Below are 25,191 nucleotides of genomic sequence, written 5' to 3'. Positions count from 1 at the left end.
CGGACCTTGGCGCGTCGGCGGGTCTGGATTCCGGGCTCCGCTGGGCGGCCCCGGAATGACAGGATTGAAGCGGCTCCGTTGTGTCTCCACAGAGGGGATCGAGCGATCTGCCCGAACGAGAGACGAAAGCGGTTCGCCAACGGAGACACCCGGGCATCAAGTCTCGCCGACGTTCAGGGGGTTTAGAGTGACATTGCCTATAAAATACCTGCATTAGAGATAAAATATCTCCCATTGTCGCGTGCGGCAGACGTTTTCTTCCTATACCCTCTGGGACGACCCCGGAGCTCTGTCCTGTGAGTCCTGACGCCCCCTCCCGCAACGCCCCGCCTGTCGCCCTCTCCGGCGGGGGCAGCCAGTCGAGTCCTGCCGCCTCGGTCCTGCCGGGAATCGGCCTGTGCGCGGCGATCACCGCCGTGGCGATGGCCGCGCAGGCCTTGGAGGAGCGCGTCGCGGGCCATCCCTATGTCGAGGCCCTGGTCCTGGCGATCCTGATCGGCATCGCAGTGCGGACCGCCTGGACGCCCCATGCCCGGTTCCGGACCGGCATCGCCTTCTCGGCCAAGCAGCTCCTCGAGGCCGCCGTCGTCCTGCTCGGCGCCTCCCTGAGCCTCGGGGCGATCCTCGCCTCCGGCCCGGCCCTGCTCGCCGGCATCGTCGCCACCGTGGTGCTCGGCATCGCCGCCAGCGTGGCGATCTGCCGGGCGCTCGGCCTGCCGGCCCGGATGGCGATCTTGGTGGCCTGCGGCAACGCCATCTGCGGCAACTCGGCCATCGCCGCGGTGGCGCCCGTCATCGGCGCGGAGCCGAAGGACATCGCCGCCGCTATCGCGTTCACGGCGGTGCTCGGCGTCCTGATGGTGCTCGGGCTTCCGCTGTTCGTCCCGCTCGCCGGCATGAACGACAGCCAGTACGGGGTGCTGGCAGGGCTGACCGTCTACGCCGTGCCGCAGGTGCTGGCCGCCACCGTACCGGTGAGCCTGCTGTCGACGCAGATCGGCACCCTGGTGAAGCTCGTGCGCGTCCTGATGCTCGGCCCGGTGGTGGTGGCATTCTCGCTGATCGCGCCCCGCCTGCCGCGGGTGGCAGGCGCCCCACCGGCCCCGAGCCGGCCCGGGCTCACCAAGCTGGTCCCGTGGTTCATCCTCGGCTTCCTGGCCCTGGCGACCCTGCGCTCGTCGGGCCTCATCCCGGATGCGGCGGTGAAGCCCCTGACGCAGCTCGCCGGAGTGCTCACGGTCCTGTCGATGGCCGCGCTCGGCCTCGGCGTCGACGTGCGCATCCTCGCCCGGGTCGGCGGCCGGGTCACCCTGGCGGTGACCGCCTCGCTGGCGGTGCTCGTCGTCCTCAGCCTTGCGCTGATCCGCGGCCTCGGCATCGGATGACCCCGCTGGGTCTCCGGACCGACCGGGGCCCGCCGCTCATGCCGCGATGCCGTATTCCCGTCCGGCCGCGCAGATCCCGGCTGTAAACGCCCGGGGATCGCCGCTCCTGTGCAGGTGACCGGCTCCGTCCGGGGGCAGGCGTTGGTCGTCCTGCACCAAAATGCGCCTCCCGCCGCTGGCAAACTGCCGCGACCATCTTGACACTTCAGGGGTTTCTGCTTTTGGAACCCGCGGCGTCATCGTCGAAACCTTCAAGTGGACTCGCGCAGTGCCCGAAAAAAATCCCGAGCGCTCCATCAAGCTCGTCACGCTGGTCGGTGAGATCGTTGCGGCTTACGTCTCGAACAATTCCGTTCCGCCGGCCGCGCTGCCCGAGCTGATGGCGAGCGTGCACGGGACCCTGGCGGCCCTCACCGGAACGCCGCACGCCGAAGCGCTTCCCGCCGTCGAGCAGCCGACGCCCGCGCAGATCCGCAAGTCGGTCCAGGAGGACGGGATCGTCAGCTTCATCGACGGCCGATCCTACAAGACGCTGAAGCGTCACCTCAACGCCCACGGCCTGACCCCGGAGCGCTACCGCGAGCGCTACGGTCTGCCGGAGGATTACCCGATGACCGCGCCGGGCTACGCCGCCCAGCGTTCAGCGCTCGCGAAGGCCATCGGTCTCGGTGTGCCCGGCGGCCGGGCCAGTCAGCGCGGGACCGGCACGAACGGCTGATCGGCGGCACCGCGCCGCGTCCGGTCGCTCCGGTCCGCGGGGCTCTGGAACGGCAGCACCTGTGCGGAGACCGGAGCGGGCCGGCCCCACTTGGCGGGATCGGGACGCGCCGGCCGGCCGAACGTATCGGCCCAGCGCAATTTGATGACGCGGCCGCTCAGGGCTTCAGCGGCGCTGTCGTCGGCCCTGTTCGCGGCGGGCGACTTGCGCTGACCGGAACCGATCCAGCGCTCGGCCCGCTTCCCGCGCCGGAGCAGCGGCTCCAGGCGCTGGCAGGCCGGCTGGACGTCATCGGGCTTGTCTGAGGTCGACACGCTGAAAAACCCCCGTCCGCGTTCGAGGCGCGAGCGGGGGACGGGCAGCGGGTTTGGCCGTGGATCCGCCGGGGTGCTCAACCCTCGACAATGCCCCCTCATCCTACCCGGTTGTGCGCAACCGGGTAGGGCGACTCCGTCCAAAAAACTTGTCTCTGCGTCCCAGATCGGCCCCGATCCGGGCCGCGGCGGCTCAGGATGCGCGCGCGCCCGGCACGGCGGCCAGCAGGCTGCGCGTGTAGGCGTGCTCCGGTGCCGCGAACAGGTCGGCGGTCCCGCGCATCTCCACGACGGCACCCCGGTGCATCACGGCGATCCGGTCGCAGATCGTGGCGGCCACCCGCAGGTCATGGGTGATGAACAGCATCGCCAGCGACAGGCGCTGCTTCAGGTCCTCCAGCAGGTCCAGCACCTGCCGCTGGACCGAGACGTCCAGCGCCGAGACCGCTTCGTCCGCCACCAGCACGTCCGGCTCCATGGCGAGCGCCCGGGCGATGCCGATGCGCTGGCGCTGCCCGCCCGAGAAGGCGTTCGGGTAGCGGGCGGCGGCCTTCGGATCGAGGCCGACGAGGTCGAGGAGGCTGCGCGCCCGAGCCCGCGCCTCGGCGGCCGGGACCCCGTGGGCGATCGGCCCCGCCGTGATGATCTGCTCCACGGTGCGCCGCGGGTTGAGCGACGCGAACGGGTCCTGGAAGATCATCTGGATGCGGCTGCGTTTGTCGCGCAGCTCGGCCTTCCCGAGAGCCGTGTAGTCGAGATCCCCCAGCCGGACCGTTCCGCCGTCGGGCTCGATCAGGCGGATCGCCAGCCGCGCGGTGGTCGATTTGCCGGAGCCGGATTCGCCCACGATCCCCAATGTCTCGCCGCGGCGGACGTCGAAGGAGACTTGCCTGACCGCCGCCACGACCCGAGGCTTGCCGAACAGGCCGGAGCGCCCGGAATAGGTCTTGGACAGCCCGGTCACCGAGAGGGCGACCGGGGCCGCTTCCACGGGCGCGCGCGGTGGCGGCGTCAGGCTCGGGACGGCGGCGAGCAAGGCTTTGGTGTAGGGCGCCTGCGGGTTGCGCAGGACGGCCTCGGCGGTACCGGATTCCACGAGCCGCCCGCGCTGGAGCACCGCCACGTGGTCGGCGATCTCCGCCACCACGCCGAAATCGTGGGTGATGAACAGGACGCTCATCCCGCGCTTCTGCTGCAGGTCGCGGATCAGCCGGAGGATCTGGGCCTGGGTGGTGACGTCGAGGGCCGTGGTCGGCTCGTCGGCGACCAGCACCGAGGGCTCCAGCGCCAGCGCCATGGCGATCATCGCCCGCTGCCGCTGGCCGCCGGAGAGCTGGTGCGGGTAGGCCCGCACCGCCTCCTCGGGGTTCGGCAGGCCGACCTCTGTGGCGAGCGCCACCGCCCGGGCCCAGCGCTCGCTGCGGGTGAGCAGGTTGTGCGCCTCGAACATCTCGGCGATCTGGTCGCCGATCCGCATCACCGGGTTCAGGGCCGTCATCGGCTCTTGGAACACCATGGCGATCCGCCGGCCCCGCAGGCCGCGCCACGCGGGCTCGTCGAGGGTCAGGAGGTCCCGGCCCTCGAACAGGATCGTGCCGGACGTCGGCTTCAGCGCCCGGGGCAGGAGGCCCGTGAGCGCGTAGGCGCTCATCGACTTGCCCGAGCCCGATTCCCCGACCACGCACAGGATCTTCCCGGCCTCGAGGTCGAGGTTCAGGCCCTCGACCGCGTGCGGGCGGTCGGCGCCCTTGGGGAGCGCGATCGTCAGATCGCGGATGCGGACGACCGGCTCGCTCATCGTGTCAGGCCCTCGCTTTGCGGCGGCGGAGGATGTCGGGTCCGGCCTCACCGAGATCCCAGAACAGGCCGGCCATGATCGCCAGGCCCTCGCGGGTGCCGGAGGCGAGCATGTGCTCGTCGGGCCCGTGCTGGCGGCAGGCCGGGTAGGAATGCGGCACCCAGAGGGTCGGCAGGCCTAAGATCTCCGAGAAGGCGTCGTTCGGCAGCGAGCCGCCGAGATTGGGCAGCAGCGCCGGCTTCTTGCCGGAGCTCGCCTCGATCGACTCGAGGGCCCACTCGACCCACGGATCCTCCACGGGCAGCCGTGTCGCCTGAAACACCTCCGCGGCGCGGGCCGGCCGGACCTCGATCATCGGGAAGCCGTGCGCGTCGAGATGGGCGCGGACGTTCCGGATGAGGTTCTGCCAGTCGGTGCCGACCACGAAGCGCAGCTGCAGGGTTGCCTTGGCGTGGGGTGGCACGGCGTTGAGCGGCCCGTCCGGGTCGCCGGTCTTGAAGGCCAGGACCTCGAGCGTGTTCCAGGCGAAGACCCGCTCGGCCGGCGTCAGGCCCGGCTCGCCCCAGTCGGAATCGATCGTCGGCGCGGTCGGGTCCTCGCCGACGCGGATGTCGGCGAGCGCCGCGCGCACGCCGTCGGGGATCGGCGGTGGCCGCAGGGCGTCCACCAGGATGCTGCCGCGCGCGTCAACCATCGAGGCAATCGCCGAGGCCAGCACCGTGCCGGGGTTGCGCAGCAGCCCGCCCCAGTTGCCGGAATGGTGCGGACCCTCCCGCAGGTTCAGGCTGAGCTCGAAATTGTAGGCGCCGCGGGAGCCCAGGAAGAGGGTCGGGCGCTCGCCGTTGAGGCGGGGGCCGTCCGAGGCGATCAGCACGTCGGAGCGCAGGGCCTCGGCCTGCTCCCGGCAGAACGGCCGCAGGCCCGGGGAGCCCGATTCCTCACCCATCTCGATCAGCAGCTTCACGTTGAAGCCGAGACGGCCCCCGCGGGCCGCGATCACCTGCTCCAGGGCGGCGAGGTTGAGGACGTGCTGGCCCTTGTTGTCGGCGGTGCCGCGCCCGTACCAACGGTCGCCCTCGACCACGATCTCCCAGGGCCCGAGTCCTTCCCGCCACTGCTCGGGATAGCCCCGCACCGTGTCGCCGTGGCCGTAGATCAGCACGGTCGGCAGGTCCGCGCCCTCGTGACGCTCGGCGATCAGGAACGGGCCGTGCACCCCATCGGGGTTCGGGAAGATCTTCGGCGCGTCGAAGCCGAGGCGGGCGACCAGCGGCGCGATGAAGGCGTCGAGATAGGCGCGGAGCGCCGCCTCCTGGCCGGGGGCTTGGCTCTCGGTGGGCATCGCCACGGCCTCCCGCAGGAGCGCGAGGAACGCGCCCGAGTCGAAGGCCTCTGTGGCGCGCGCGATGGCGGCGTCTCGCGTCATGGTGTGATCTCGGTGGACGGGTGTTTCGTGAGGACGGGCATCAGGGGCGGCAGCTCCAATCCCGTCATCCCGGGGCCGCGCAGCGGAGCCCGGGATCCAGAGCCGCGGAGGCAACAGGATGACGCGGAGCCGGATCGCCTGTCCGATCGGCCGGGGCGGCTCTGGATTCCGGGCTCTCGCCTCCGGCGAGCCCCGGAATGACGGAGTGGAGCGACATCAGTGGCGCGCCTCGGGCGCCGTGATATCGCGCAGGCCGTCGCCTAAGAGGTTGATCGCCAGCACGAGCAGGAGGAGCGCCACGCCCGGGATGGTGATCACCCAGGGCTGGAAGAACATGTACTGCTTGCCCTCGGCGATCATCAGGCCCCAGGAGGGCAGGGGCGGCTGCACGCCGAGGCCAAGGAACGACAGGGCGGCTTCCAGCAGGATCGCGTGGGCCATCTCCAGGGTCGCCACGACGATCAGCGCATTCATGATGTTGGGCAGGATCTCCTGGCGGATGATCCGCAGGTCGGTCAGCCCGGCGGCGCGGGCGGCCGAGACGAAATCCTGGTTGCGGATCTGCTGGGTCGCGGCCCGGGTCACCACGGCGAAGCGGTCCCAGAGCAGGAAGCCCAGCACCAGCACCACCACTTTGAGCGAACCGCCGACCAGCGCCGCCATGGCGAGCGCCACCAGCACCACCGGCATGGCGAGCCGTGTGGTCACGATGTAGCTCACCACCGAGTCGACCCAGCCGCCGAAATAGCCGGCGCAGAGGCCCAGCGTCGTGCCGATCAGCCCGGAGATCAGCGCCGCCGAGATCCCGATCAGCAGCGAGATCTGGCCGCCATAGAGCAGGCGGCTCAGGTAGTCGCGGCCGAGCTTGTCGGTGCCGAGCACGTGGTCCCAGGTGCCCTTGGTCTGCCAGACCGGCGGGATCAGGCGGCGGGACACGTCCTGCGCGTAGGGGTCGTGCGGGGCGATGAGCGGGGCGGCGAGCGCTGCCAGCACGATCAGCCCGAGGATCCCGGCGCCGATCAGGAAGCCGGTATGGCGCAGGCCCCGCCGCAGGATCGAGCGGGTGGGGGAGGGAACCGGCGCCAGCGCGATCGGCGCGTCCGGGGGCAGGGCGGGGGCGGCGAGCGCCGCCGTGTCGGGGGAGGCTCATGGCAGGCTCCATCCTCACGATTGGCGCAGGCGCGGATCGAGGAGGGCGTTCAGCAGGTCGGCCGCCAGCGTCAGGCCGATGTAGATCATGGCGAGCACCAGCACGATCGCCTGGACGACCGGGAAGTCGTTGCGGGCGATGGATTCCCAGGCGAGCTGCCCGAGGCCCTGGAGCGAGAACACCGCCTCGATCACGATCGAGCCGCCGAGCATGAAGCCGAACTGCACCGCCGAGAGGGCGATCACCGGGATCACGGCGTTGCGCAGGGCGTGCCGCACCAGGATCTTCCGGGGCGGCAGGCCCTTGGCGCGGGCGGTGCGGACGTAGTCGGAGGCCAGCACCTCCAGCATGCCGTTGCGGGTGAGCCGCATTACGGCGGGCATCGCGTAGTAGCCGAGCGCGACCGCGGGCAGGACGAAGTTCTTCCACGTGGCGTTGCCGGAGACCGGCAGCCAGCGGAGGTTGACGGAGAAGATCAGGATCAGCGTCAGGCCGAACCAGAAGCTCGGCATCGCCTGGCCGAGAACCGAGACGGCGAGCGCCGTCCGGTCGATCCACGTGTCCCGCTTCACGGCGGCGACGACGCCGAGCGGGATGGCCACGAACAGGGCCACGGCCAGCGCGATGATGCCGAGATAGAGGGTGATCGGCAGGCGGGCGGCGAGCAGGTCGATCACGCTCTCGCGGAAGTAGAAGGAGTTGCCGAAATCGAGGTGCAGAGCCCGCCAGCCCCAGGTGAGGAACTGGGTCAGCAGCGGCTGGTCCAGGCCGTAATCCTGGCGGATCTGCGCGATCTGCGGCCCGGTGGCCTCCGGGCCGGCGATGGCGGTCGCGAGGTCGCCCGAGAGGTGGAGGAGCAGGAAGCTCGCCACCGAGACCGTAAAGGCCACCGCCAGGGCGACCAGCACGCGCCGGACCGTGAAGGCCAGCATGGCTCAGGCTCCTTTCTGGCGATGACGATCGCGCCCGATCAGGACGAAGCGTCCTCTCCTCCCCCCTGTGGGGAGGAGCCGGAGGTGGGGGTGGTGCCGGATGGATCGGTGCGGTGCCGTCTGCACCACCCCCACCCCTGACCCCTCCCCACAAGGGGGAGGGGAAGAGCGTTGAGCCACCGCCGTCACTTCCACGACGCCGCGTAGAAGCGCGCCACCTCGTCGGGCTGGGCGGTGAAGTTCAGGTCCGACGTGAAGGCGTAATTGGTCGAGTAGGAGAACATCGGCAGGGCGTAAGCCTCCGCGGCGATCCGCTGGAGCGCCTTCGCGTAGGCGGCCTTGCGCGTCTCCGGATCGGTCGAGCTGTCGCCCTTCTGAAGATCGGCGATCACCTGCGGATCCCGGGTCAGATCCTCCTCGCCGCCGCGGAAATACACCCCGTCGAAGGCCGAGACGTCCAGGACCGAGAACGACCCCCAGGTCTGGTAGCCGATCGAGACCTTGCCGGCGCGCAGCGAATCCCGGAACGCCGCGTAGCGCAGGTAGTTCAGCCGGACCTTGATGCCGACGGCGCCCAGATAGCCGATCACCGCCTCGGCGTAGTCCCGCTCGCGATAGGCGCCGAGATCGATCTCGAAGCCCTTCTCGTAGCCAGCTTCCTTGAGCAGCGCCTTGGCCTTGGCGGGGTCGTAGGCATAACGCGGCACGCCCTGGTCGGTGCAGCCGAACTGGTCGGCGAAGCACAGCGCGTTCATCACCCGCGAGGCGCCGCGCACGAGGTTGTCGACCATCGCCTTGCGGTCGATGGCGTAGGAGATCGCCTGCCGGACGCGCACGTCCTTGAGCGGCGAGTTCTCCTTCGCCCGGCCCAGCGTGTCGAATTGCAGGAAGCCGACCCGCATCGTCTCGGAATTGAGCACCGTGATGTTCGGCGCGGCGCGCAGCTGCTCGGCCTGGTCGCTCGGCACCCGCCAGATCCAGTCGACGCCGCCGGTCATCAGCTCGGCCATCCGGCTCTCGCCGTCCGGGATGACCCGGAACTGCAGCTTGCCGATCTTCGGTTTCCCGAGCGGGCTCTCCGCCCAGTACTTGTCGAAGCGTTCCATGCTGACGCCGCGGCCGCTGTCGACCTTGGTGATCCGGTAGGGTCCGCTGCCGACCGGCGCCTTGGCGAAGCCGTCGAGGCCGACCTTCTTGAAGTAGTTGGCCGGGAAGATCGGGGTCGGGCCGGCGAGGTATTCGAGCGCCGCCGGGAACGGCGCCTTGAGGTGGATCCGGACCGTATGCGGGCCGGTCACCTCCACCGACTTCATCCAGTCGACGTTCTGGCGGGTGACGGTGCGCGCCTCCGGCGTCAGCACGTAGTTGAACGTGAAGGCCACGTCCTCCGGCCCGAGCGGGTCGCCGTTGTGGAAGACCACGCCCTCGCGGATCGTGAGATCGAGGGTCGTGTCGTCCGCCCAGGTCCAGGCGGTCGCCAGAAACGGCTTGTAGGTCCCGTCCTTGGGATCCCGGTACAGCAGCGTGTCCCAGCAGTTCCGGGCCAGGATGACGCCCTCGCGGGCGCTGTTGTGATACGGGCTGACGTTCTCGGGCTCGCTGTCCGACGCGTAGACCAGCGTGTCGTTGGCCTTGCCGGCGAGCGCCGGGTGCGCGGCGATCAGAGCGGCGAATGAGGCGGCGAAGGTCGCGGCCCGGGTGAGAGTCCGTAGCGGCATGCAGGCTCCGACGGCGCGGCGAACAGGTCCGGCGGATGGTTCCGCGGCTGCCGCGTTTTTCACCCTGCCATGGTGTTGTGCATCTGGGATCGCAACAAGTAGAATTTGGCGAGTGCTGCGTTGCCGTTTCGGCAACGAACCTGACGAAATAGCTCCTTTGGGGCAGGATAATGCAGACGACCGGGCTGCGCTACTTCCTGGCCGTGGCCCGGACGGGCTCGATCGCCGCCGCCTCGGACCAGCTCAACGTGGCGGCCTCGGCGATCAGCCGGCAGATCGCCAACCTGGAGGCCGAGCTCGACTGCGTGCTGTTCGAGCGGCGCCCGCGCGGCATGGTACCGAGCCCGGCCGGGGAGCTGCTGGCGCAGCACGCCCATCAGGTGCTGATCCGCTCCGAGCAGGTGGTCACCGAGATCCGTGAGCTCGAAGGGCTCGCCCGCGGCCTGATCCGGGTGGCGAGTTCCGAGGGCTTCGCCCTCGACATCGTGCCGAACGCCATCGCAGCCTTCCACACGGCCCATCCCGGCATCCGCTTCGAGGTGACGGTGCTGCCGCCCGCGCAGGTGACCCAGACAGTGGCGGTGGGCGATGCCGATCTCGGCATCACCTTCGCGCTCACGCCCAGCCCGCAGGTGGAGGTGCTCTATGACGGGCAGGTGGACATGCTGGCGCTCGCCGCACCCGATCATCCCCTGGCGCGGGCGCCGGCCCTGCGCCTCGCCGACCTGTCGAACTACCCGCTGGCCCTGCCGACCCGGGACACGACCCTGCGCCAGGTCTTCGATGCCGCCTGCGCCCTCGAAGGCCTCGCGGTCGAGCCGGTTCTGACCGCCAACAAGCTCTCGGCGCTGCTGCCCTTCGTCCGGCGCTCCCGCGGGCTGGCGCTGATGTCGGCGCTCTCGGTGACGACGCCGCTGCGCCTGAACGAGCTGGTCAGCCTGCCGATCCACGCCCGGGCGAGCCTCGCCCGCGGGATCCAGGTCCAGGCCATGCGCGACCGGCGGCTCCCGAAGGCGGTGCGGGCCTTCCTGCGCCAGCTCACCGATGCGCTGCCGCCGCCAGTCGCGTCCTGATCGAGTCCTGTCGAGACGCAGTGGCGCCGCGCGAAGCTCTGACGAAGAACAGATTGGCCCGGCGGCCCGGATGTGCTTGACCGGATCGATCGGATTCGTACCCTCGACCTACGACATCGCGCCATCGACATGAGACTCGACGCGCTCGGCCCGCGCATCTGCATCATCGGGCCGTCGAACAGCGGAAAATCCACCCTGGCGACGGCGATCGGCCGGGCGCGCGACCTGCCGCCGATCCATCTCGATCAGCTCTACCATCGGCCGAACACCGATTGGGAGCCCTGCCCGGCCGCGGAGTTCCAGGCGCTGCACGACGCCGCCATCCTGGGCCCGCACTGGGTCATGGACGGCAACTACTCCCGCTGCCTGCCGCAGCGTCTGGAGCGGGCGACGGGCGTCATCGTGCTCGATGTCCCGACCGCCCTCAGCCTCGTCCGCTACCTGCGCCGGACGTGGTTCGAGCGCGACCGCCACGGCACCCTCGAGGGCGGCCGAGACAGCATGAAATGGTCCATGATCCGCCACATCGTCGTCACCACGCCGGCGAACCGGAAACGCTACGCGCGGATGTTCGAGGAGACCGGCCTCCCGACGCTGCAGCTCGACACGCCGCAGGCTCTGGCCCGGTTCTACCGGCGGGAAGGTCTGAGTCGGAGGCCGGGCAGCCGATGAGGGGTCAGGCGCCCCGATTTGCAACCGTGCAGCTGTGATCCATCACGTCCTCGGCGCTGGCGCTGGGCACCCGGTAGGCCAGCAGGAGGAGGCCCGGCTCGGGGTCGCCCGGCAGGGTCGCCACGGCCGCGAAGCTCGTCCGGTGCAGGTTCGGCCGCCCGCCCGGCAGGGTGTACAGGACCGCGAACGGGTTGAAGCGCGCCACCTCCGCCTCCGGCACGCGCAGCGCGAAATAGCGGTCGCCGGCCAGCGGCACCGGGAAGCGGGACCAAGTCGTGCGGATCTGGCGGCCATGCGCCTTGAGGGCGGCCAGCACGCTGGGCCTCAGGCAGTCGAGATGGATGTGAAGCTGGTCCTGGCTGCGGCCCCGGGCCGAGTTGACCGCAAGTCCCACCGCCTCGGGCGTCAGCCGCCCCTTCAGCACGTCGGACACGAACGGCCGCGCGGCGAGCGCCGCCCGCCAGTAGGCGATTCCGGACGGGCCGCGCAGGACCGGGGCCTCGAGGCCCGCGACGGTGTCGGTGGGCATGACGACGATATGGGTCGGCTCGCCCGGCGCGCGCAGCACCGCCGAGCCGGGCCGATCCGTGTCGCCCAGGTCGACCGAGAGGCACGGAAAGGTCCGGTTGGCGATCCGCTTGGCGAGCACGCAGGTCTTCAGGGCGGCCCACAGGACGTCGCGGCTCGGATCCGGCGCGGCCGAGGCCGGCATCGAGACCGCGACGACGAGGGCGACGAGCAGCGCGCGGCGCATGGGAGCTCCCGGAGACGCCGGTCGGGACTGCCCCGCTCGGCCAGGTTCCGCGATAGCCGATCCGGGCCCGTGCCGGCAAAGCGTCCGGATGCCCTGACGCCGGGCCGGAAACCCGCTATCCCGGCCCGTCCCGAACCCGGAGCCCCCGATGGCGCGTGCGCTCACCCCGGAGATCGGCGCCCGCTTCGCCGCGGTCGCGCTCGGCCATGTCAGCCGCGAATACCCGTACAAGCCGGGCCATGTCCTGGCGGGTCCGGCGGATGCGCGCACGCCCGCCGACCTGCACCCGATCTTCCACGGCAGCTACGACTGGCATTCCTGCGTCCACGGGTACTGGCTGCTCGCGCGGGTGCTGCGGCGGTTCCCGGACGGCGCGCAGGCCGGCGCGATCCGCGCGCAGTTCGACGCGCGGCTGACCCCCGACCGGGTGGCGGGCGAATGCGCCTCCTTCGCCGCCCCGCATGCGCGCGGCTTCGAGCGGCCCTACGGCTGGGCGTGGCTCCTGAAGCTCGCCGACGAACTCGCCCGCCTGCCAGAAACCCGCTGGTCCGAGGCCCTCGCGCCGCTCGCCGCGCTCATCGTCCGGCGGTTCGGGGACTTCCTGCCGATCGCGCCCTATCCGGTCCGGGTCGGGACCCATTTCAACACCGCCTTCGCGCTGCGCCTCGCGGCCGATTACGCCGAGGGGGCGGGGGAGGCGGCGCTCGGCGCCCTGCTGCTGGAGACCGCCGAGCGCTGGTACGGCGCGGACGCGGGCTGCCCCGCCTGGGGCGAGCCGGGCGGGGACGATTTCCTGTCCTCCGCGCTGATCGAGGCCGAGTGCATGCGCCGGCTCCTGCCGCCGGTGCGGTTCCGGCCCTGGTTCGACCGCTTCCTCCCCGATCTGGCGGCGGGCCGGCCGGCCACGCTGTTCCAGCCGGCCGACGTGACCGACCGCAGCGACGGGAAGATCGCCCATCTCGACGGCCTGAATCTCAGCCGCGCCTGGTGCTTCCGGGCGCTCGCCGCCGCGCTGGATCCCGCCGATCCCCGGTGTCCGCCGCTCGCCGCGGCGGCCGAGGCCCACCTCGGGGCGGCGCTCCCGCACGTGACCGGCGACTACATGGGTGAGCACTGGCTCGCGAGCTTCGCGCTGCTGGCGCTCGAGGCCTGACGCGGTCCCGCTCCGGGCGCTGCCGCGGCGCCGGATCAAACCTGAGACATTTCTGAGAACTTTTTGTCGCAGGCCGCGTTGACCCCCGCCGACCAAAAAAAGGACCGTCCCCGAAAGAGGCGGTCCGAAGTCTAGGGAGGAAACGCCCACGAGGGGCTGCAGGACAGCGACGCCATCGCTGTGCTGCACTGCGTCAACCCGAGACCCATGGCCTTGTTCCGAGATTCGCCGTCTCACACGGAGCCGGCGCTGCGCGGCGGCGTGAGGGTAGCCGGGACACCGTGCGGACGGCGTGCCTCCCCGGGGCCGAACGCGGGCCGGTAGGTCCGCTCCAGGGTCATCAGGCCGCGCAAGGGCGCCTCCGCGAGATCGAGCAGCTTGGCGTCGCGCCAGCGCAGCTTGCTGCCGCGGCGTCGGCGAAACCAGCGCCCGCGCTCCTCCTCGACCAGCAGGATCAGCTTGCCGGTCCAGGTCCGGCGGAACCAGAAACGTCCGGTCAGGGGCATGGCTGTGTCGAGCCTCGATCTTCGAGGCTCCTGGACTACATCTGTCTCGAGCGACCGGAAACAGTCCAGGTTAAGACGCTCCCAAGATCAGTCAAAACCGTTAATCTTGCGTGATGTCTTCCGCCTCGGCGTAGCGGGCGACGGCGGACGGCCGCCCGCGCCGCTTCGCCGACTCGTAGAGAACCTGGGCGAGCTGCTCGGCCGAATAGGGTTTGCGCACGAGGGCGAAGCCGTGCGCGTCGTCCTTGGCCAGGACGTGGCTGTAGCCCGAGGTCAGCACCACCGGCAGGTCGGGGCGGCTGGCCTGCAACTGCCGGGCGAGGGCGAAGCCGCCCATGCCGGGCATGACCACGTCCGAGAAGACCACGTCGAAGCGGTCCGGTGTCCGGTCGAGTTCGGTGAGCGCCTCCTCGGCGGATTTCGCCCAGATCGGCGCGTGGCCGAGATCCTCCAGGATCTGGGTGCAGAACCGCCCGACCCCGAGATTGTCCTCCACGACGAGGATGCACAGGCCCCGTTGCGGCTCCGCCTCCCGCCGGTCGTCGCCGGCGGCCTCGGCGGCCCCCGAGGGCGCCTCGACCTGCGGCAGGTAGAGGCTGAAGGTGGTGCCGCGGCCGACCGCGCTCTCCACGTCGATGTCGCCGCCGGACTGCTTGGCGAAGCCGATCACCTGGCTGAGGCCGAGCCCGGTCCCCTTGCCGATCTCCTTGGTGGTGAAGAACGGCTCGAAGATCCGCCCGAGATCCGGGGCGGGGATGCCCGCCCCGGTATCGGTGACCCGCACGGCCACGAACGGCCCCGGGGCACCGGCATGCCCGCGGATCGGCGGCATCGGGTGATCGCCATCGAGGTGCAGGGTCAGGATGCCTTCCCCGTCCATCGCGTCCCGGGCGTTGACCGCCATGTTGATCAGCGCCGTCTCGAACTGGCTCTCGTCCGCGCGCACGAAGCGGGGCGCCTCCGGCAGGTCGATGGCGACGCGGATGCGCGCCCCGGTCACCGAATCGAGCATGTCGGCGATGCTGCGCAGGCGCGTGCAGATGTCGAAGACCTGCGGCTTGAGGGCCTGCCGCCGGGCGAAGGCGAGGAGCTGTCCCGTGAGCTTGGCGGCGCGATCGACGGTGTCGGAGACCGCGTCGAGGTAGCGGCGCCGCCGCTCCTCCGCGAGGTCGGGCCGGCGCAGGAACTCCACGGAGGAGCGGATGATGGTCAGCAGGTTGTTGAAGTCGTGCGCCACGCCGCCGGTCAGCTGGCCGATCGCCTCGAGCTTCTGCGACTGCCGCAGCGCCTCCTCGGCCTGGCGCTGCTCGGTGATGTCGCGGCCGAAGCCGTAGAACAGCCCGTCTTCCGGGACCACGGTCCAGAGCACCCGCCGCGGCTCGCCGGCGCGGGTCAGGCAGGCCAGTTCGACATCCTCGACCCGGCGATCCTCGCAGAGCGGCCGCAGGGCCGCCTGGGCGGCCTCGCGCTCCGGAGGCGCGATGAAATCCAGGGCGGTGCGGCCCAGGGTCTCCTCCTCGGACCAGCCGAGCGCCCGGCTCCAGGACGGGTTCACCGACTGGACCTGCCCCGCCCGGTCCGAGACGAGCTTCAGCACCGGCGAGAGGGTCCAGACCCGGTCGCGGTCGCGAGTCTGCGCGGCCACCTGGGCCTCCAGGCGCTCCGCCCGGGACTGGAGCAGGATCTCGCTCCGCTTCCGCTCGGAGACGTCGTGGGCGAAGACGTAGAAGCCGTCGACCGCACCGTCCGGCCCCCGCCGCGGGAGGTAGCGGGTATCGGCGATCCGGGCCTCGCCGTTGGGGAAGGTCCAGGCCCACTCGTGCCGGATCTCGCGGCCGGCCAGCACCTGCTCGATGGCGGGGCGCCGCGCCTCGAAGGCTTCCGCGCCGAGGAGGCCGCGCACCGTCTTCCCGACGACCGCCAAGGCGGCATGGCCCGTCCAGGTCTCGTAGGCGGCGTTGGCGAACTGGTAGACGAGGTTGCGGTCGATGAAGGCGATCAGCACCGGCATCGCATCCGCGACCAGCCGGAGCTCGGCCTCCCGCGCCTGGAGCGCCAGCTCGCTCCGGCGGCGCTCCGTGATGTCGTTGAACAGGACGGCGACGTGGTTCCGCACCGGCCCGTCGACCCGGTAGGCATGCACGTCGTACCAGCGGCCGAGGGCCGCGGCCGCCTGCTCGAAGCGGACCGGCTCTCCGGTGCGCGCGACCCGGCCGTAGAGGTCGAACCAGTGCTGCTCGTGATCCGGGGCGAGATCCCGCATCCAGCGGCCGACCACGTCCGTCAGGCCGGTCTGCTGCGCGAAGGCGGGGTTGACCTCCAGGAAGCGGTAATCGACCGGGCGGTCGCCGTCCGCGAACTTCATCTCGATCAGGCAGAAGCCGGCATCGATGGACTCGAACAGCGAGCGGTAACGCTCCTCGCTCCGGCGCAGGGCGGCCTCGGCGCAGCGGGTCTCCAGCTGCGTCATCACCGTCCGGGCGAGCGCCTTGAGGATGAAGATCTGCTGGTCGGACAGCGTGCGCGGCTCGCGGTCAAGGACGCAGAGCGTCCCGAGCGCCCACCCGTCCGGTGTCACGAGGGGCACGCCGGCGTAGAAGCGCAGGTGCGGCTCGCCGGTCACGAGGGGATTGGCGGCGCTCTCCGGCTCCGCCGTCAGATCCGGCAGCACCAGGATGCCGTCCTCGCGCATCGCCTCGGTGCAGAAGCCGAAATCGAGGGGCATCGACCGCGCCGCGTGGCCGAACGCGGCCTTGATCCACTGCCGGTCGGCGTCGATGAAATTGATGTGCGCCATCGGCGTGCCGCAGGCCTGGGCGGCCATCTCGGCGATCTCGTCGAAGGCCCGCTCGGGGGGCGTGTCCAGGATGGCGTAGGCGCGCAGAGCGGCGAGCCGCTGGGGATGCTGGGGCTCGAAACCCGACGAGCGGGGCATTGGCTTGTTCTGCGACACGGGAGCGTCATAGCTCACGTCCCTGACCCTCCCAAGTGAGTCCCTGCAACGCAGCGCCGGGGCGTGGCGCCCTGGCCGGTTCCACGACGGTAAGCTTCTGATGAGCCGCGCTGGATCCCGTCGCGGCCCTGGCTTTTCGGATTGTCCGATAGTCGAGCGCGGCGGCGATGGATACCAGTATCTGCAATTCCTGATTGCATATCGGGGCCATGGGCCGAACCGGCCGAGGCAGTCGGCAGCGGCCCGCGCCGCCTCGGTCACGTTTGCGTGTTCCCAGTGTCGCACCGGCGGTTTCGGCAGCGCTGGGCGGACGGTGCCGTCTGTGGATCGGATCGCCGCGGCCGGGAGCCCCGGCGGCGGGTGCGGCGTTGCCGGCTCAAAGGGGAAGGTTCGGATCGGGCATGGCCAAGCGCAGGACGAAGGCGGGCGCGCAGCAGGCGCTGGAGGAGGCACCGCTGATGCCCACCGGGGCGCTCGCGGTGGCGCTCCTCGGATTCGCCGAGACGGCCCGCCCGGTCGTGCACGTCGCCCGGGACGCGCGGCGCCTGGAGGATCTCGCCGCGACCCTTCGCGCACTCGATCCCGACGCGCAGGTCGCGGTCTATCCCGAATGGGACTGCCTGCCCTTCGACCATGCCTCGCCGTCGCGGGCCACGATGGGCGCCCGGGCGGCCGTGATGCGCTGGCTGACCGACCGGGACGCGCTGCCGGACTTCGTGCTGACCACGGCCCCGGCCCTCGTCCAGCGCGTGCCGCCGCCGGAGACCTGGGCCACGGCCCGCGTGACCCTTCGGGTCGGCGATCCCCTCGACGTCGCCGCGGTGACGGCCGACCTGAAGCGCCTCGGCTACATCCTCGACGAGCGGGTCGGCGAGCCCGGCGAGATCGCCGTGCGCGGGCGGACCGTGGAGGTCTTCCCGGCGGCCGCGCCGCGCCCCTGCCGGATCGAGCACGCGGAGGGCCGGGTCACCGCGATCCGCTCCTACGATCCGATCTCGCAGCGCTCGGTGGCGGAGGCGGACACGCTGGTGATCGACCCGGCCACCGAGATCATCCTGCAGCCCGGCTCCAACCAGAGCTTCGAGCCCTTCACCGGCCAGGAGCATCGCCTGGACCGCTACTACCCGCGCCTCGTCACCCTGCTGGATTACGTGCCCGAGGCCAGCCTCGTGGTCGAGGACGGCACGCAGGCCCGGATCGACGCCTTCTTCGAGCAGATGGACGAGGCCCGGGCGCGGCTGAAGGCCCGCGACGACCGCGGGCAGGCCGGCGCGGGCCTCTACCTCGCGCCCGACGCGTGGCGGGACCTCGTGGCGGCGCATGCCCGGCTCGCCGCCACCGAGGCGGCCGGCGAGTCCCGCGCGATGCCGATCTTCACCGGGGAGCGTCGGCCGGGAACGGCCTTCGCCAAGATCCTGCGCGAGCGGCTGAAGGCCGGCGACGTCGTCGTGCTCGCCGGCACGGTCCGCCCGCTCCGCCGCCTCGTGCGCCAGGTCAGCCGGATCGCCGAGCGCCCGATCCGCCTGATCGACGGCTGGGTCGATGTCGCCGGGGCGGCGCCGGGCGACGTCCTCGCCCTGGAGGCGCCGCTGGGCGCGGGCTTCCGGGTCCCCGAGCAGGGTGCCACCGTGATCGCCGCCGCCGACCTGTTCGGTCCGGATGCCGCCGTCACGGGCGGCGCGCGGGCGATGCTGCCGATGGGCGAGGTCGATCTGCGCCCCGGCGACGTCGCCGTCGACCGCGACCACGGCCTGTGCGTGTTCGACGGGCTGGAGCCGGTGGCGACGCAGGGCGAGGCGCCGTCCGAGGCCCTGCGCCTGCGCTTTGCCGGCGACGCGATCCTGATGGTGCCGGTGTCTCAGGCGGACCGGATCTGGCGCTACGGCCCGGAGCCCGACGCCGTCACCCTCGACAAGCTCGACGGCGGCACCTGGCCCCGCCGCCGCCTGGAGGCAGAGGCCACCATGGCGCGGACCGCCCGGCTGATGCTGGAGGCCGCCCGCGCCCGCCGGGAGACCGCGGCGCCGGTCCTGGCGCCGCCGGCCCGCGACCTGGAGCGCTTCGCCGCCGGTTTCGGCTTCGCCCCGACCCCCGACCAGGCCGCCGCGGTCGACGCGCTGATGGCCGACCTCGCCTCCGGCAGGCCGATGGACCGGCTGGTCTGCGGCGATGTCGGCTTCGGCAAGACCGAGGTGGCGTTGCGGGCGCTCGCGGCCGCGGTCTTCTCGGGCAAGCAGGCGGCATTGATCGCCCCGACCACCGTGCTGGCGCGCCAGCATGCCGAGACCCTGCGCCGCCGCTTCGGCCGGTTCGGCGTCGAGGTCGCGCAGCTCTCGCGCCTCGTGGCGCCGGCCGAGGCCAAGCGCGTCAAGGCGGGGCTGGCCGACGGCACGATCCGGCTGGTGGTCGGCACCCACGCGCTCGCCGGCAGCGGCGTGCGCTTCGCCGATCTCGGCCTGACGGTGATCGACGAGGAGCAGCGCTTCGGCGCCAAGATGAAGGCCGACCTGCGCCGCCTCGCCGAAGGCGGCCACGTGCTGACGCTCACCGCGACCCCGATCCCGCGCACGCTCCAGGCGGCGCTGGTCGGCCTCCAGAGCCTCAGCGTGCTCGCCACGCCCCCGGCTTTGCGCCAGCCGGTCCGCACCGTGGTGGCGCCCTTCGACGCGGACGCGGTCCGCGAGGCGCTGATCCGCGAGCACCGCCGGAGCGGCCAGAGCTTCGTGGTCTGCCCGCGGATCGAGGACATCGCCCCGATGGCCGAGCGCCTGCGCGCCCTCGTGCCGGGCCTCGACATCCTGGTGGCGCACGGCGACCTGAAGCCGTCGGCCATGGACGAGGTCATGGTCCGCTTCGCCGAGGGCGACGGCGACGTGCTGCTCGCCACCGCCATCGTCGAGAGCGGGCTCGACGTGCCCCGGGCCAACACCATGCTGGTCTGGGACGCCGCCCGGTTCGGGCTGGCGCAGCTCCACCAGCTCCGAGGCCGCGTCGGCCGCGGCCAGCGCCGCGGCACGGTCCACCTGCTGAGCGACCCGGCCTCGCCCCCGCCGGCGGCGGCCCTGCAGCGCCTGCGCGCCCTGGAGGCCCTCGACCGGCTCGGCGCCGGCTTCGCGGTGAGCGCCCGCGACCTCGACCTGCGCGGCGCCGGCGACCTCGTCGGCGAGGACCAGGCGGGGCACGCCAAGCTCGTCGGTCTCGGCCTCTACCAGCACCTGCTGCAGTTGGCGATCACCGCCGCCAAGGGCGAGCGCGCCGAGGATTGGAGCCCGGAGATCGAGCTCGGGCTGCCGAGCCGGATCCCCGAGGATTACGTCCCCGAGCCGGAGATCCGCCTGAGCCTGTACACGCGGCTGCTGCGCCTGCGCGAGGCCGAGGCGATCGAGGCGCTGGCCGGCGAGGTCGAGGACCGGTTCGGCGCGGCCCCGGCCCCGGTTCTCGCGCTGTTCGACCTCGCGCGGCTGCGCGCCGCCTGCTGCGAGCTGGGCGTGGCCCGGCTCCGGGGCGGTCCGCAGGGCGTCGCGGCCGATCTCAGGCCCGACCGGCCGCTCCCCGCCCTGGCGGTGGAGGACGGGATCGTCCTGCGCGAGGGCCGCGTGGTCTGGAAGCGGCCCTGTCCCGACGCCGCCGCCTGCGCGACGCTGGCGGCCGATCTCCTCGACCGCATCCGCGCCGCCCGGGACAGCGCCGGCTGAGCTTGCGCGAGGCTGGACAAACCGTCACAGGCTGTCCCGGGAGAAACGCGAACGGGAGTGTCCCATGCACGTCACCATTGAGCAGGCCGAGAAGGCTATCGCCGCCGCCCGGGCGAAGGCGACCGAGCTCGGCACCCAGATGTGCATCGCGGTGGTCGATTCCGGCGGCAACCTGAAGGCGTTCCACCGCATGGACGACGCCTGGGTCGGGTCGATCGACATCGCCCACAAGAAGGCCAAGACGTCGGTGTTCTTCGGCATGATGACCGGCCAGATCGGCCAGCTGTCTCAGCCCGGCGGCCCGCTCTACGGGATCGAGCACTCGAATGACGGCCTGATCACCTTCCCGGGCGGAATCCCGATCGTCGACGCCGACGGCGTCATGTCGGGGGCGATCGGCGTCAGCGGCTCGACGGTGGAGAACGACCATGCCGTCGCGGAGGCCGGCGCCAAGGCGATCGGACGCACGGAGCTGCCGGCCCATCCCTGGCGGACCTGAGCCGAACGGCGCTCAGGGGGCGCGCCGCGCGATCGCGCGGCCGATCCCCAGGAGCAGCATGCCGGAGATCATCCGCAGATAGGTGTCGCCGTGGTGCTCCAGGGCGGTGTGAACCCGGAGGCAGTGATCGGCCGCCGCGTCCAGATGTTCCGCCTCCGAGGGCTCGGGCGCACCGCTGCCATCCGGCAGCGCCGCCGACCGGCTGTGGAGGTCCGTGATGTCGATATAGGCGCCGCGCCCGCGCAGGGTGCCGGCCGCGTCGGGGGTCAGGCAGCCCCGGTTGAGGATCCACCGGGTCTCGCCGGTCCCGGTCACGATGCGGAACTCGAGGGAGACCGGCCCGCCTTCCTGCCGGACGCGCCGGATCTTCCCGAAGACCCAGTCGCGATCCTCCGGATGGACGCGCCCGAGGGCGACGTCGAGGGGCAGGGGCCGGCCGGCGAGGCTCAGGTCGCCCGCCAGCATCGTGGCGGCGCCGGCGTCGAGCACGGACCGGCCGGCGGGCACATCCGTATCCCAGGTGCCGACGAACCCTGCGGCCTGCAGGGCAGGGGCTGCCGTGGAAGCCAGAAGCATCAAACCTCCCTGACCGGCATGACCGGCGATCGTATGGTTGGAGACGGACCCGCGGCGAGACAGGCACCCAGCCGCCGGGATGTCCAGCGGGCATAGGCGCGTTGGTCATGGCGCGGCCCCGGACATGTCGTCGCGGCCGTCCGGACAGTCCCATACGAGGCTTCAAGAACGTCGGCAACTTGAAGAAGCCATATCGAGCAGTCGTCGGCGGCACGACGGCAGGCGAATGCCGCGGTTTGCGTTGGCGGATACTTGTCGAGCTTGGGGGAGAGGACGGCCGGGTGGCGCCGCAACGCCTCCGCGCCGCGCCGTGATCTCCTGGATCGGCCGCGCCGCAGGATCGTGACGGCGCCCGGACTTCCGGAAGGTCCGCCCCGGCGGTCCCTGGTGCCGGCCCGGTTGGCGTCCTAACCTTGCAACTTCCGATACGTGTCGGGCAGAGGCATCATGAATCACGGTTCGCAGCGCACCAACCTCCCGCTCTCGCAGGACCGGCTCTGGGACAGCCTGATGGAACTCGCGCGGATCGGCGCGCTGCCCAACGGCGGCAACGACCGCCAGACCCTGACCGATCGCGACGCCGAGGGGCGGGCTCTGTTCCAGCGCTGGGGCGAGGCGGTGGGGCTGACGCTCACCGTGGATCGGATCGGCAACATGATCTTCCGCCGCCCCGGGCGGGATCCGAGCCTGAAGCCCGTGGCGATCGGCAGCCACCTCGACACCCAGCCCACCGGGGGCAAGTTCGACGGGCCGCTCGGCGTGCTCGCGGGGCTGGAGATCATGCGCGCCCTGCACGAGGCCGGGATCGAGACCGAGGCGCCGCTCCTGCTGATCAACTGGTGCAACGAAGAGGGCGCACGCTTCGCCCCGCCGATGAGCGGCAGCGGCGTCGCCATGGGCATCGTTCCCGAGGCCGACATCCTGGCGACCCGAGACCTGGCCGGCCACGTCTTCGGCGACGAGCTGCGGCGCATCGGCTGGCAGGGCGCGGCCGATCCAGCCGGCCTGCGGGAGATCGGCGCCTATTTCGAATTGCATATCGAGCAGGGCAAGCGCCTGGAGGATGCCGGCCTGACCATCGGGGTGGTCGACCGGGCGCTCGCCCAGATCTGGTACGAGATCACCGTGCAGGGCGAGGAGGCCCATGCCGGCAGCCCCATGGCCGGCCGCCGGGACGCGATGATGGCCGCGGCGGCGCTGATCGCGTCCCTGGAGGACATCGCCCGCGAGGCGGTCGGCGCCGGCGACGAGCGCGGCCGCGCCACCGTCGGCGTCCTGACCGCCGAGCCGTCGAGCCGCAACATCACGCCGGGCCGGGTCTGGTTCAGCCTCGACACCCGTCACGGCGACACCGCCCAGCTGGAGGCGATGCGGGCGCGGATCCTGGCCCGGGCCGACGCGCTGGCGGCCGAGCGCGACGTCACGATCCGCGTCGCGGAGTTCTGGCGCGCGCCGCCGACCCCGTTCGACCCGGTGCTGGTGGACCGGGTCCAGGACGCGGCCGAAGCGCGCGGCCATGCCTGGACGCGGATGCCGACCGCGATCTACCACGACGCGGTTTACTGCGCCCGCGCGGTGCCGGCGGCCCTGGTGTTCTGCCCCTGCCACGGGGGCATCAGCCACAACGAGGCTGAGAGCATCACGCCCGAATGGGCGCGGGCCGGCATGGAGGTCCTGGCCGACGCGGTTCTCGCGACGGCCGGGATCGCGCGGCGCTGACAGGCGGGAGGGAGCCCGGCATGCCCGACGACAACGTGATCCGTCCGGCCTTCGGGGTCCCGCGCACGGCCGCGCCGGCCTCGGGGCCCGAACCCGCGCAGGAGCATCTCCAAGATTCCCTGGACGCTTCCTTGCAGAATGCCCTGCGCATCCTCGGGGCGGGGGCCGGCCACCGGGTCGGCCTGATCCGCGACCCGTCGGCGGCGGAGGGCGACGTGGTCCGCGTCGTCGTGGGGCCGGAGGATGCGCCCGTCGTCGAGACCGTGGCGCTGCTGCCCGCGACCGCCGACGCGGAGGCCGAGGCGGAGCGGATCGGCTTCGCGATCCTGCGGGCGCTGGAGGTGGTCGAGGGCGCGCCTTGAACCGCACCGGCTCCCGCGGAGCGTGTTCTCCAGGAGGCGCCGCGCGCGGGAGGCCGCGAGCCCGAACGGGCGGCGGTTCGTTGGGAGGAAGGCGGGAGGAATGACGGTCGGCAGGGTCAGCAGCACCGAGCTTCCGATCCCGGCCCGGGCCGGGATGGTCTGGTCCGTGCTGACGGACCTCGAATCCTACCCGGCGTGGAACCCGTTCATCCGCAAGGCGGAGGGCCCCCGGCGCGCGGGCGCGCGCTGGCGCCTGGAGCTGACCCTGAACGGCCGCGCCTACCTGACCCTGCGCGTGCAGGTGACCTGCTGGGAGCCCGGCCGGCGGCTGACCTGGCGCGGCGGCATTCCGGCGATGCCCCACCTGCTCACGGGCACGCACGACGTCCGGATCACCGAGACCCGCCAGGGGGTCAGCCTCGTCCAGGCGGTGGCCGTCACGGGCCTGCTCGCGCCCGGCCTGTTCCCCTGGCTGCGGACCCGCACGCAGGCCCGGTTCGCCGCGATGAACGAGGCGGTGCGCGACGAGGTCGCCCGCCGGATGGCCGAGACCGCCTAGGCGGTCTCGGCCATGCTCGGTTCAGACGACCGGCTTCGGCTTGACGATGGGGGAGCGCGACAGGCTCTCGATCTCGCGACCGGGCCGCCCCGACTTGCGGGCGATCTCCTCCTCCTGCTCGGCGATGAGCTGCCGGGCGGGCTCGTCGCCGTCCAGGCCGCCGAGGATCTCGACCGGGACGCGCCGGTTCGAGGCTCGGGAGCCGTCCGTGTAGACGATATCGAACAGGACGAAGCCCCGCTCCTGCGGTCTCGACTTGATGCGCTTGGCCATGGGTGCTGATACGCCGCCGGAATCGCTCGCGGCAAGGCGCGGCGACGGTCGCAGGGTTGCACGGCGCGCACGTGCCGCACACAAGCCGCACTCGGCGCCGCTCCGCGGGCCGCGACCGACCCTGCTGCCCGTCCCGGACGGGCGGCCCTGTCACCAACCGAGGACGGCTCCCGTGATACCCTGGGTTCATCTCGATACCGGGTCGGTGCCCGGCGGCGGCACGGATCTGCGCCTGATGCGGCGCGGCGACGAGTTCGCGATCCTCGCCGACACGATCGAGCTGATGAACAACCGCCGCAGCGGCTCCGAGGTCGCGCTCGCGGCGCTGACCTGCGCGCGGCTCAAGGATCGGCCCCGGGCCCGGATCCTGATCGGCGGCCTCGGGATGGGCTTCACCCTGCGGGCGGCGCTCGAGAATCTCGGTCCGGACGCGCGGGTCGTGGTGGCCGAGCTGGTGCCGGCCGTGATCGCCTGGGCCCGCGGCCCGCTGGCGCACGTCTTTGCCGGCTGCCTGGACGACCCGCGCGTCGACCTGCAGGAAGCCGACGTGAACCGCCTGATCCAGGCGGGGCCGGAGCGCTACGACGCGATCCTCCTCGATGTCGACAACGGCCCGGAGGGGCTGATGCGCCGGTCGAACGACCGGCTCTACGACAATTGGGGGCTCAAGCGCGCCCGGTGGGCGCTCCGGCCGGGCGGCATCCTGGGCGTCTGGTCGGGCGCGCCGGACCGGAAGTTCAAGAGCCGGATGCAGCGTTCCGGCTTCGCGGTCGACGAGCAGCGGGTCCATGCCAGCGGTCGCGGCAGCGGGCCCAAGCACGTGGTCTGGCTCGGGACCCGGACCGACGGGCCCGCCGAGACCGTTCGTCCACGCTCCAATCAGCCGCGGGCGGCCCGGTCCGTCTAGGATCGGTGCCGCTCACGGTCGCACCCCCTAGGCCGGCACCGCGATGTTC

General features: G+C 71.9%; 22 protein-coding genes. 11 read left to right on the top strand and 11 right to left on the bottom strand.

Features of this window, described 5'->3' with window-relative positions:
• Positions 1 to 296: 296 nt before the first annotated feature.
• Both M6G65_RS24785 and M6G65_RS24780 read left to right on the top strand, forming a co-directional pair.
• Positions 297 to 1,385 carry a YeiH family protein gene (locus M6G65_RS24785; protein WP_238195898.1) on the top strand — a complete coding sequence of 363 codons (1,089 nt, stop codon included), beginning with the start codon at positions 297 to 299 and terminating at the stop codon, positions 1,383 to 1,385.
• A 268-nt stretch (positions 1,386 to 1,653) separates the two neighbouring features.
• Positions 1,654 to 2,103 carry a Ros/MucR family transcriptional regulator gene (locus M6G65_RS24780; protein WP_238195897.1) on the top strand — a complete coding sequence of 150 codons (450 nt, stop codon included), beginning with the start codon at positions 1,654 to 1,656 and terminating at the stop codon, positions 2,101 to 2,103.
• Here the strand turns inward: M6G65_RS24780 and M6G65_RS24775 are convergent.
• From M6G65_RS24775 to M6G65_RS24750, 6 genes are all read right to left on the bottom strand, one after another.
• The gene (locus M6G65_RS24775) at positions 2,076 to 2,417 is read right to left on the bottom strand and encodes a hypothetical protein (RefSeq protein ID WP_238195896.1); all 342 of its coding nucleotides are present in this window, start codon (positions 2,415 to 2,417) and stop codon (positions 2,076 to 2,078) included. The genes M6G65_RS24780 and M6G65_RS24775 overlap by 28 nt on opposite strands.
• 193 nt (positions 2,418 to 2,610) lie before the next feature.
• Positions 2,611 to 4,215, bottom strand: a complete 1,605-nt coding sequence (locus M6G65_RS24770; protein WP_238195895.1) for an ABC transporter ATP-binding protein — start codon at positions 4,213 to 4,215, stop codon at positions 2,611 to 2,613.
• Positions 4,216 to 4,219: 4 nt separating this feature from the next.
• Positions 4,220 to 5,641: a M20 family metallopeptidase gene (locus M6G65_RS24765; RefSeq protein ID WP_238195894.1), complete on the bottom strand. Its 1,422-nt coding sequence runs from the start codon at positions 5,639 to 5,641 to the stop codon at positions 4,220 to 4,222.
• Between the two features lie 216 nt (positions 5,642 to 5,857).
• Positions 5,858 to 6,751, bottom strand: coding sequence for an ABC transporter permease (locus M6G65_RS24760; RefSeq protein ID WP_250104283.1), 894 nt, complete (start codon positions 6,749 to 6,751; stop codon positions 5,858 to 5,860).
• 54 nt (positions 6,752 to 6,805) lie between these two features.
• The gene (locus M6G65_RS24755; RefSeq protein WP_238195892.1) at positions 6,806 to 7,723 is read right to left on the bottom strand and encodes an ABC transporter permease; all 918 of its coding nucleotides are present in this window, start codon (positions 7,721 to 7,723) and stop codon (positions 6,806 to 6,808) included.
• Positions 7,724 to 7,908: 185 nt separating this feature from the next.
• Positions 7,909 to 9,441, bottom strand: a complete 1,533-nt coding sequence (locus M6G65_RS24750; RefSeq protein WP_250103015.1) for an ABC transporter substrate-binding protein — start codon at positions 9,439 to 9,441, stop codon at positions 7,909 to 7,911.
• A 170-nt stretch (positions 9,442 to 9,611) separates the two neighbouring features.
• Between M6G65_RS24750 and M6G65_RS24745 the strand changes: the two genes are divergently transcribed.
• Complete coding sequence (locus M6G65_RS24745) at positions 9,612 to 10,514, top strand: LysR family transcriptional regulator (protein WP_238195890.1); 903 nt, start codon at positions 9,612 to 9,614, stop codon at positions 10,512 to 10,514.
• Between the two features lie 129 nt (positions 10,515 to 10,643).
• The gene (locus M6G65_RS24740; protein WP_238195889.1) at positions 10,644 to 11,186 is read left to right on the top strand and encodes a P-loop NTPase family protein; all 543 of its coding nucleotides are present in this window, start codon (positions 10,644 to 10,646) and stop codon (positions 11,184 to 11,186) included.
• A gap of 4 nt (positions 11,187 to 11,190) precedes the next feature.
• On the opposite strand, the gene M6G65_RS24735 is transcribed toward M6G65_RS24740, so the two are convergent.
• A complete protein-coding gene (locus tag M6G65_RS24735; protein ID WP_238195888.1) occupies positions 11,191 to 11,940 on the bottom strand; it encodes a CDP-diacylglycerol diphosphatase in 750 nt (249 codons plus the stop codon).
• 148 nt (positions 11,941 to 12,088) lie between these two features.
• Here M6G65_RS24735 and M6G65_RS24730 point away from each other — a divergent pair, with 148 nt between their 5' ends.
• Positions 12,089 to 13,093, top strand: coding sequence for a DUF2891 domain-containing protein (locus M6G65_RS24730; protein WP_238195887.1), 1,005 nt, complete (start codon positions 12,089 to 12,091; stop codon positions 13,091 to 13,093).
• A gap of 233 nt (positions 13,094 to 13,326) precedes the next feature.
• On the opposite strand, the gene M6G65_RS24725 is transcribed toward M6G65_RS24730, so the two are convergent.
• Positions 13,327 to 13,599 carry a hypothetical protein gene (locus M6G65_RS24725; RefSeq protein WP_238195886.1) on the bottom strand — a complete coding sequence of 91 codons (273 nt, stop codon included), beginning with the start codon at positions 13,597 to 13,599 and terminating at the stop codon, positions 13,327 to 13,329.
• Between the two features lie 100 nt (positions 13,600 to 13,699).
• Positions 13,700 to 16,534, bottom strand: a complete 2,835-nt coding sequence (locus tag M6G65_RS24720) for a PAS domain-containing protein (protein ID WP_238196014.1) — start codon at positions 16,532 to 16,534, stop codon at positions 13,700 to 13,702.
• A gap of 419 nt (positions 16,535 to 16,953) precedes the next feature.
• On the opposite strand from M6G65_RS24720, the gene M6G65_RS24715 reads away from it, so the two are divergent.
• Positions 16,954 to 20,247: a DEAD/DEAH box helicase gene (locus M6G65_RS24715; protein ID WP_250103014.1), complete on the top strand. Its 3,294-nt coding sequence runs from the start codon at positions 16,954 to 16,956 to the stop codon at positions 20,245 to 20,247.
• A gap of 64 nt (positions 20,248 to 20,311) precedes the next feature.
• Positions 20,312 to 20,746 (top strand): GlcG/HbpS family heme-binding protein, encoded by a 435-nt coding sequence (locus M6G65_RS24710; protein ID WP_192710660.1) that lies wholly within the window; start codon positions 20,312 to 20,314, stop codon positions 20,744 to 20,746.
• Between the two features lie 12 nt (positions 20,747 to 20,758).
• Here the strand turns inward: M6G65_RS24710 and M6G65_RS24705 are convergent, their stop codons facing one another.
• Complete coding sequence (locus tag M6G65_RS24705) at positions 20,759 to 21,322, bottom strand: PAS domain-containing protein (RefSeq protein ID WP_238195884.1); 564 nt, start codon at positions 21,320 to 21,322, stop codon at positions 20,759 to 20,761.
• A gap of 447 nt (positions 21,323 to 21,769) precedes the next feature.
• On the opposite strand from M6G65_RS24705, the gene M6G65_RS24700 reads away from it, so the two are divergent.
• The 3 genes from M6G65_RS24700 (at position 21,770) to M6G65_RS24690 (ending at position 23,962) form a co-directional block, all read left to right on the top strand.
• Positions 21,770 to 23,041: a Zn-dependent hydrolase gene (locus M6G65_RS24700; protein WP_238195883.1), complete on the top strand. Its 1,272-nt coding sequence runs from the start codon at positions 21,770 to 21,772 to the stop codon at positions 23,039 to 23,041.
• Between the two features lie 20 nt (positions 23,042 to 23,061).
• Complete coding sequence (locus M6G65_RS24695) at positions 23,062 to 23,403, top strand: hypothetical protein (RefSeq protein WP_238195882.1); 342 nt, start codon at positions 23,062 to 23,064, stop codon at positions 23,401 to 23,403.
• Between the two features lie 100 nt (positions 23,404 to 23,503).
• Positions 23,504 to 23,962, top strand: coding sequence for an SRPBCC domain-containing protein (locus tag M6G65_RS24690; protein WP_238195881.1), 459 nt, complete (start codon positions 23,504 to 23,506; stop codon positions 23,960 to 23,962).
• 21 nt (positions 23,963 to 23,983) lie between these two features.
• On the opposite strand, the gene M6G65_RS24685 is transcribed toward M6G65_RS24690, so the two are convergent.
• Positions 23,984 to 24,235, bottom strand: a complete 252-nt coding sequence (locus tag M6G65_RS24685) for a hypothetical protein (RefSeq protein WP_192710665.1) — start codon at positions 24,233 to 24,235, stop codon at positions 23,984 to 23,986.
• 172 nt (positions 24,236 to 24,407) lie between these two features.
• On the opposite strand from M6G65_RS24685, the gene M6G65_RS24680 reads away from it, so the two are divergent.
• Positions 24,408 to 25,142 (top strand): spermidine synthase, encoded by a 735-nt coding sequence (locus M6G65_RS24680; protein WP_238195880.1) that lies wholly within the window; start codon positions 24,408 to 24,410, stop codon positions 25,140 to 25,142.
• Positions 25,143 to 25,191: the final 49 nt, after the last annotated feature.

Origin of the sequence: Methylobacterium tardum (assembly GCF_023546765.1) — a bacterium.
Lineage (GTDB): Bacteria > Pseudomonadota > Alphaproteobacteria > Rhizobiales > Beijerinckiaceae > Methylobacterium > Methylobacterium tardum.
Note: the sequence above shows the minus strand (reverse complement) of the source record. Positions and strands in the feature narration are given on the sequence as shown.

Bases quoted from the DNA above. Each gene is read 5' to 3' on its own strand.
- M6G65_RS24735 (WP_238195888.1), bottom strand. From the start codon at position 11,940: ATGCGCCGCGCGCTGCTCGTCGCCCTCGTCGTCGCGGTCTCGATGCCG.
- M6G65_RS24745 (WP_238195890.1), top strand. From the start codon at position 9,612: ATGCAGACGACCGGGCTGCGCTACTTCCTGGCCGTGGCCCGGACGGGC.
- M6G65_RS24695 (WP_238195882.1), top strand. From the start codon at position 23,062: ATGCCCGACGACAACGTGATCCGTCCGGCCTTCGGGGTCCCGCGCACG.
- M6G65_RS24755 (WP_238195892.1), bottom strand. From the start codon at position 7,723: ATGCTGGCCTTCACGGTCCGGCGCGTGCTGGTCGCCCTGGCGGTGGCC.
- M6G65_RS24720 (WP_238196014.1), bottom strand. From the start codon at position 16,534: ATGCCCCGCTCGTCGGGTTTCGAGCCCCAGCATCCCCAGCGGCTCGCC.
- M6G65_RS24750 (WP_250103015.1), bottom strand. From the start codon at position 9,441: ATGCCGCTACGGACTCTCACCCGGGCCGCGACCTTCGCCGCCTCATTC.
- M6G65_RS24725 (WP_238195886.1), bottom strand. From the start codon at position 13,599: ATGCCCCTGACCGGACGTTTCTGGTTCCGCCGGACCTGGACCGGCAAG.
- M6G65_RS24700 (WP_238195883.1), top strand. From the start codon at position 21,770: ATGAATCACGGTTCGCAGCGCACCAACCTCCCGCTCTCGCAGGACCGG.
- M6G65_RS24705 (WP_238195884.1), bottom strand. From the start codon at position 21,322: ATGCTTCTGGCTTCCACGGCAGCCCCTGCCCTGCAGGCCGCAGGGTTC.
- M6G65_RS24770 (WP_238195895.1), bottom strand. From the start codon at position 4,215: ATGAGCGAGCCGGTCGTCCGCATCCGCGATCTGACGATCGCGCTCCCC.
- M6G65_RS24685 (WP_192710665.1), bottom strand. From the start codon at position 24,235: ATGGCCAAGCGCATCAAGTCGAGACCGCAGGAGCGGGGCTTCGTCCTG.
- M6G65_RS24690 (WP_238195881.1), top strand. From the start codon at position 23,504: ATGACGGTCGGCAGGGTCAGCAGCACCGAGCTTCCGATCCCGGCCCGG.
- M6G65_RS24740 (WP_238195889.1), top strand. From the start codon at position 10,644: ATGAGACTCGACGCGCTCGGCCCGCGCATCTGCATCATCGGGCCGTCG.
- M6G65_RS24765 (WP_238195894.1), bottom strand. From the start codon at position 5,641: ATGACGCGAGACGCCGCCATCGCGCGCGCCACAGAGGCCTTCGACTCG.
- M6G65_RS24715 (WP_250103014.1), top strand. From the start codon at position 16,954: ATGGCCAAGCGCAGGACGAAGGCGGGCGCGCAGCAGGCGCTGGAGGAG.
- M6G65_RS24710 (WP_192710660.1), top strand. From the start codon at position 20,312: ATGCACGTCACCATTGAGCAGGCCGAGAAGGCTATCGCCGCCGCCCGG.
- M6G65_RS24730 (WP_238195887.1), top strand. From the start codon at position 12,089: ATGGCGCGTGCGCTCACCCCGGAGATCGGCGCCCGCTTCGCCGCGGTC.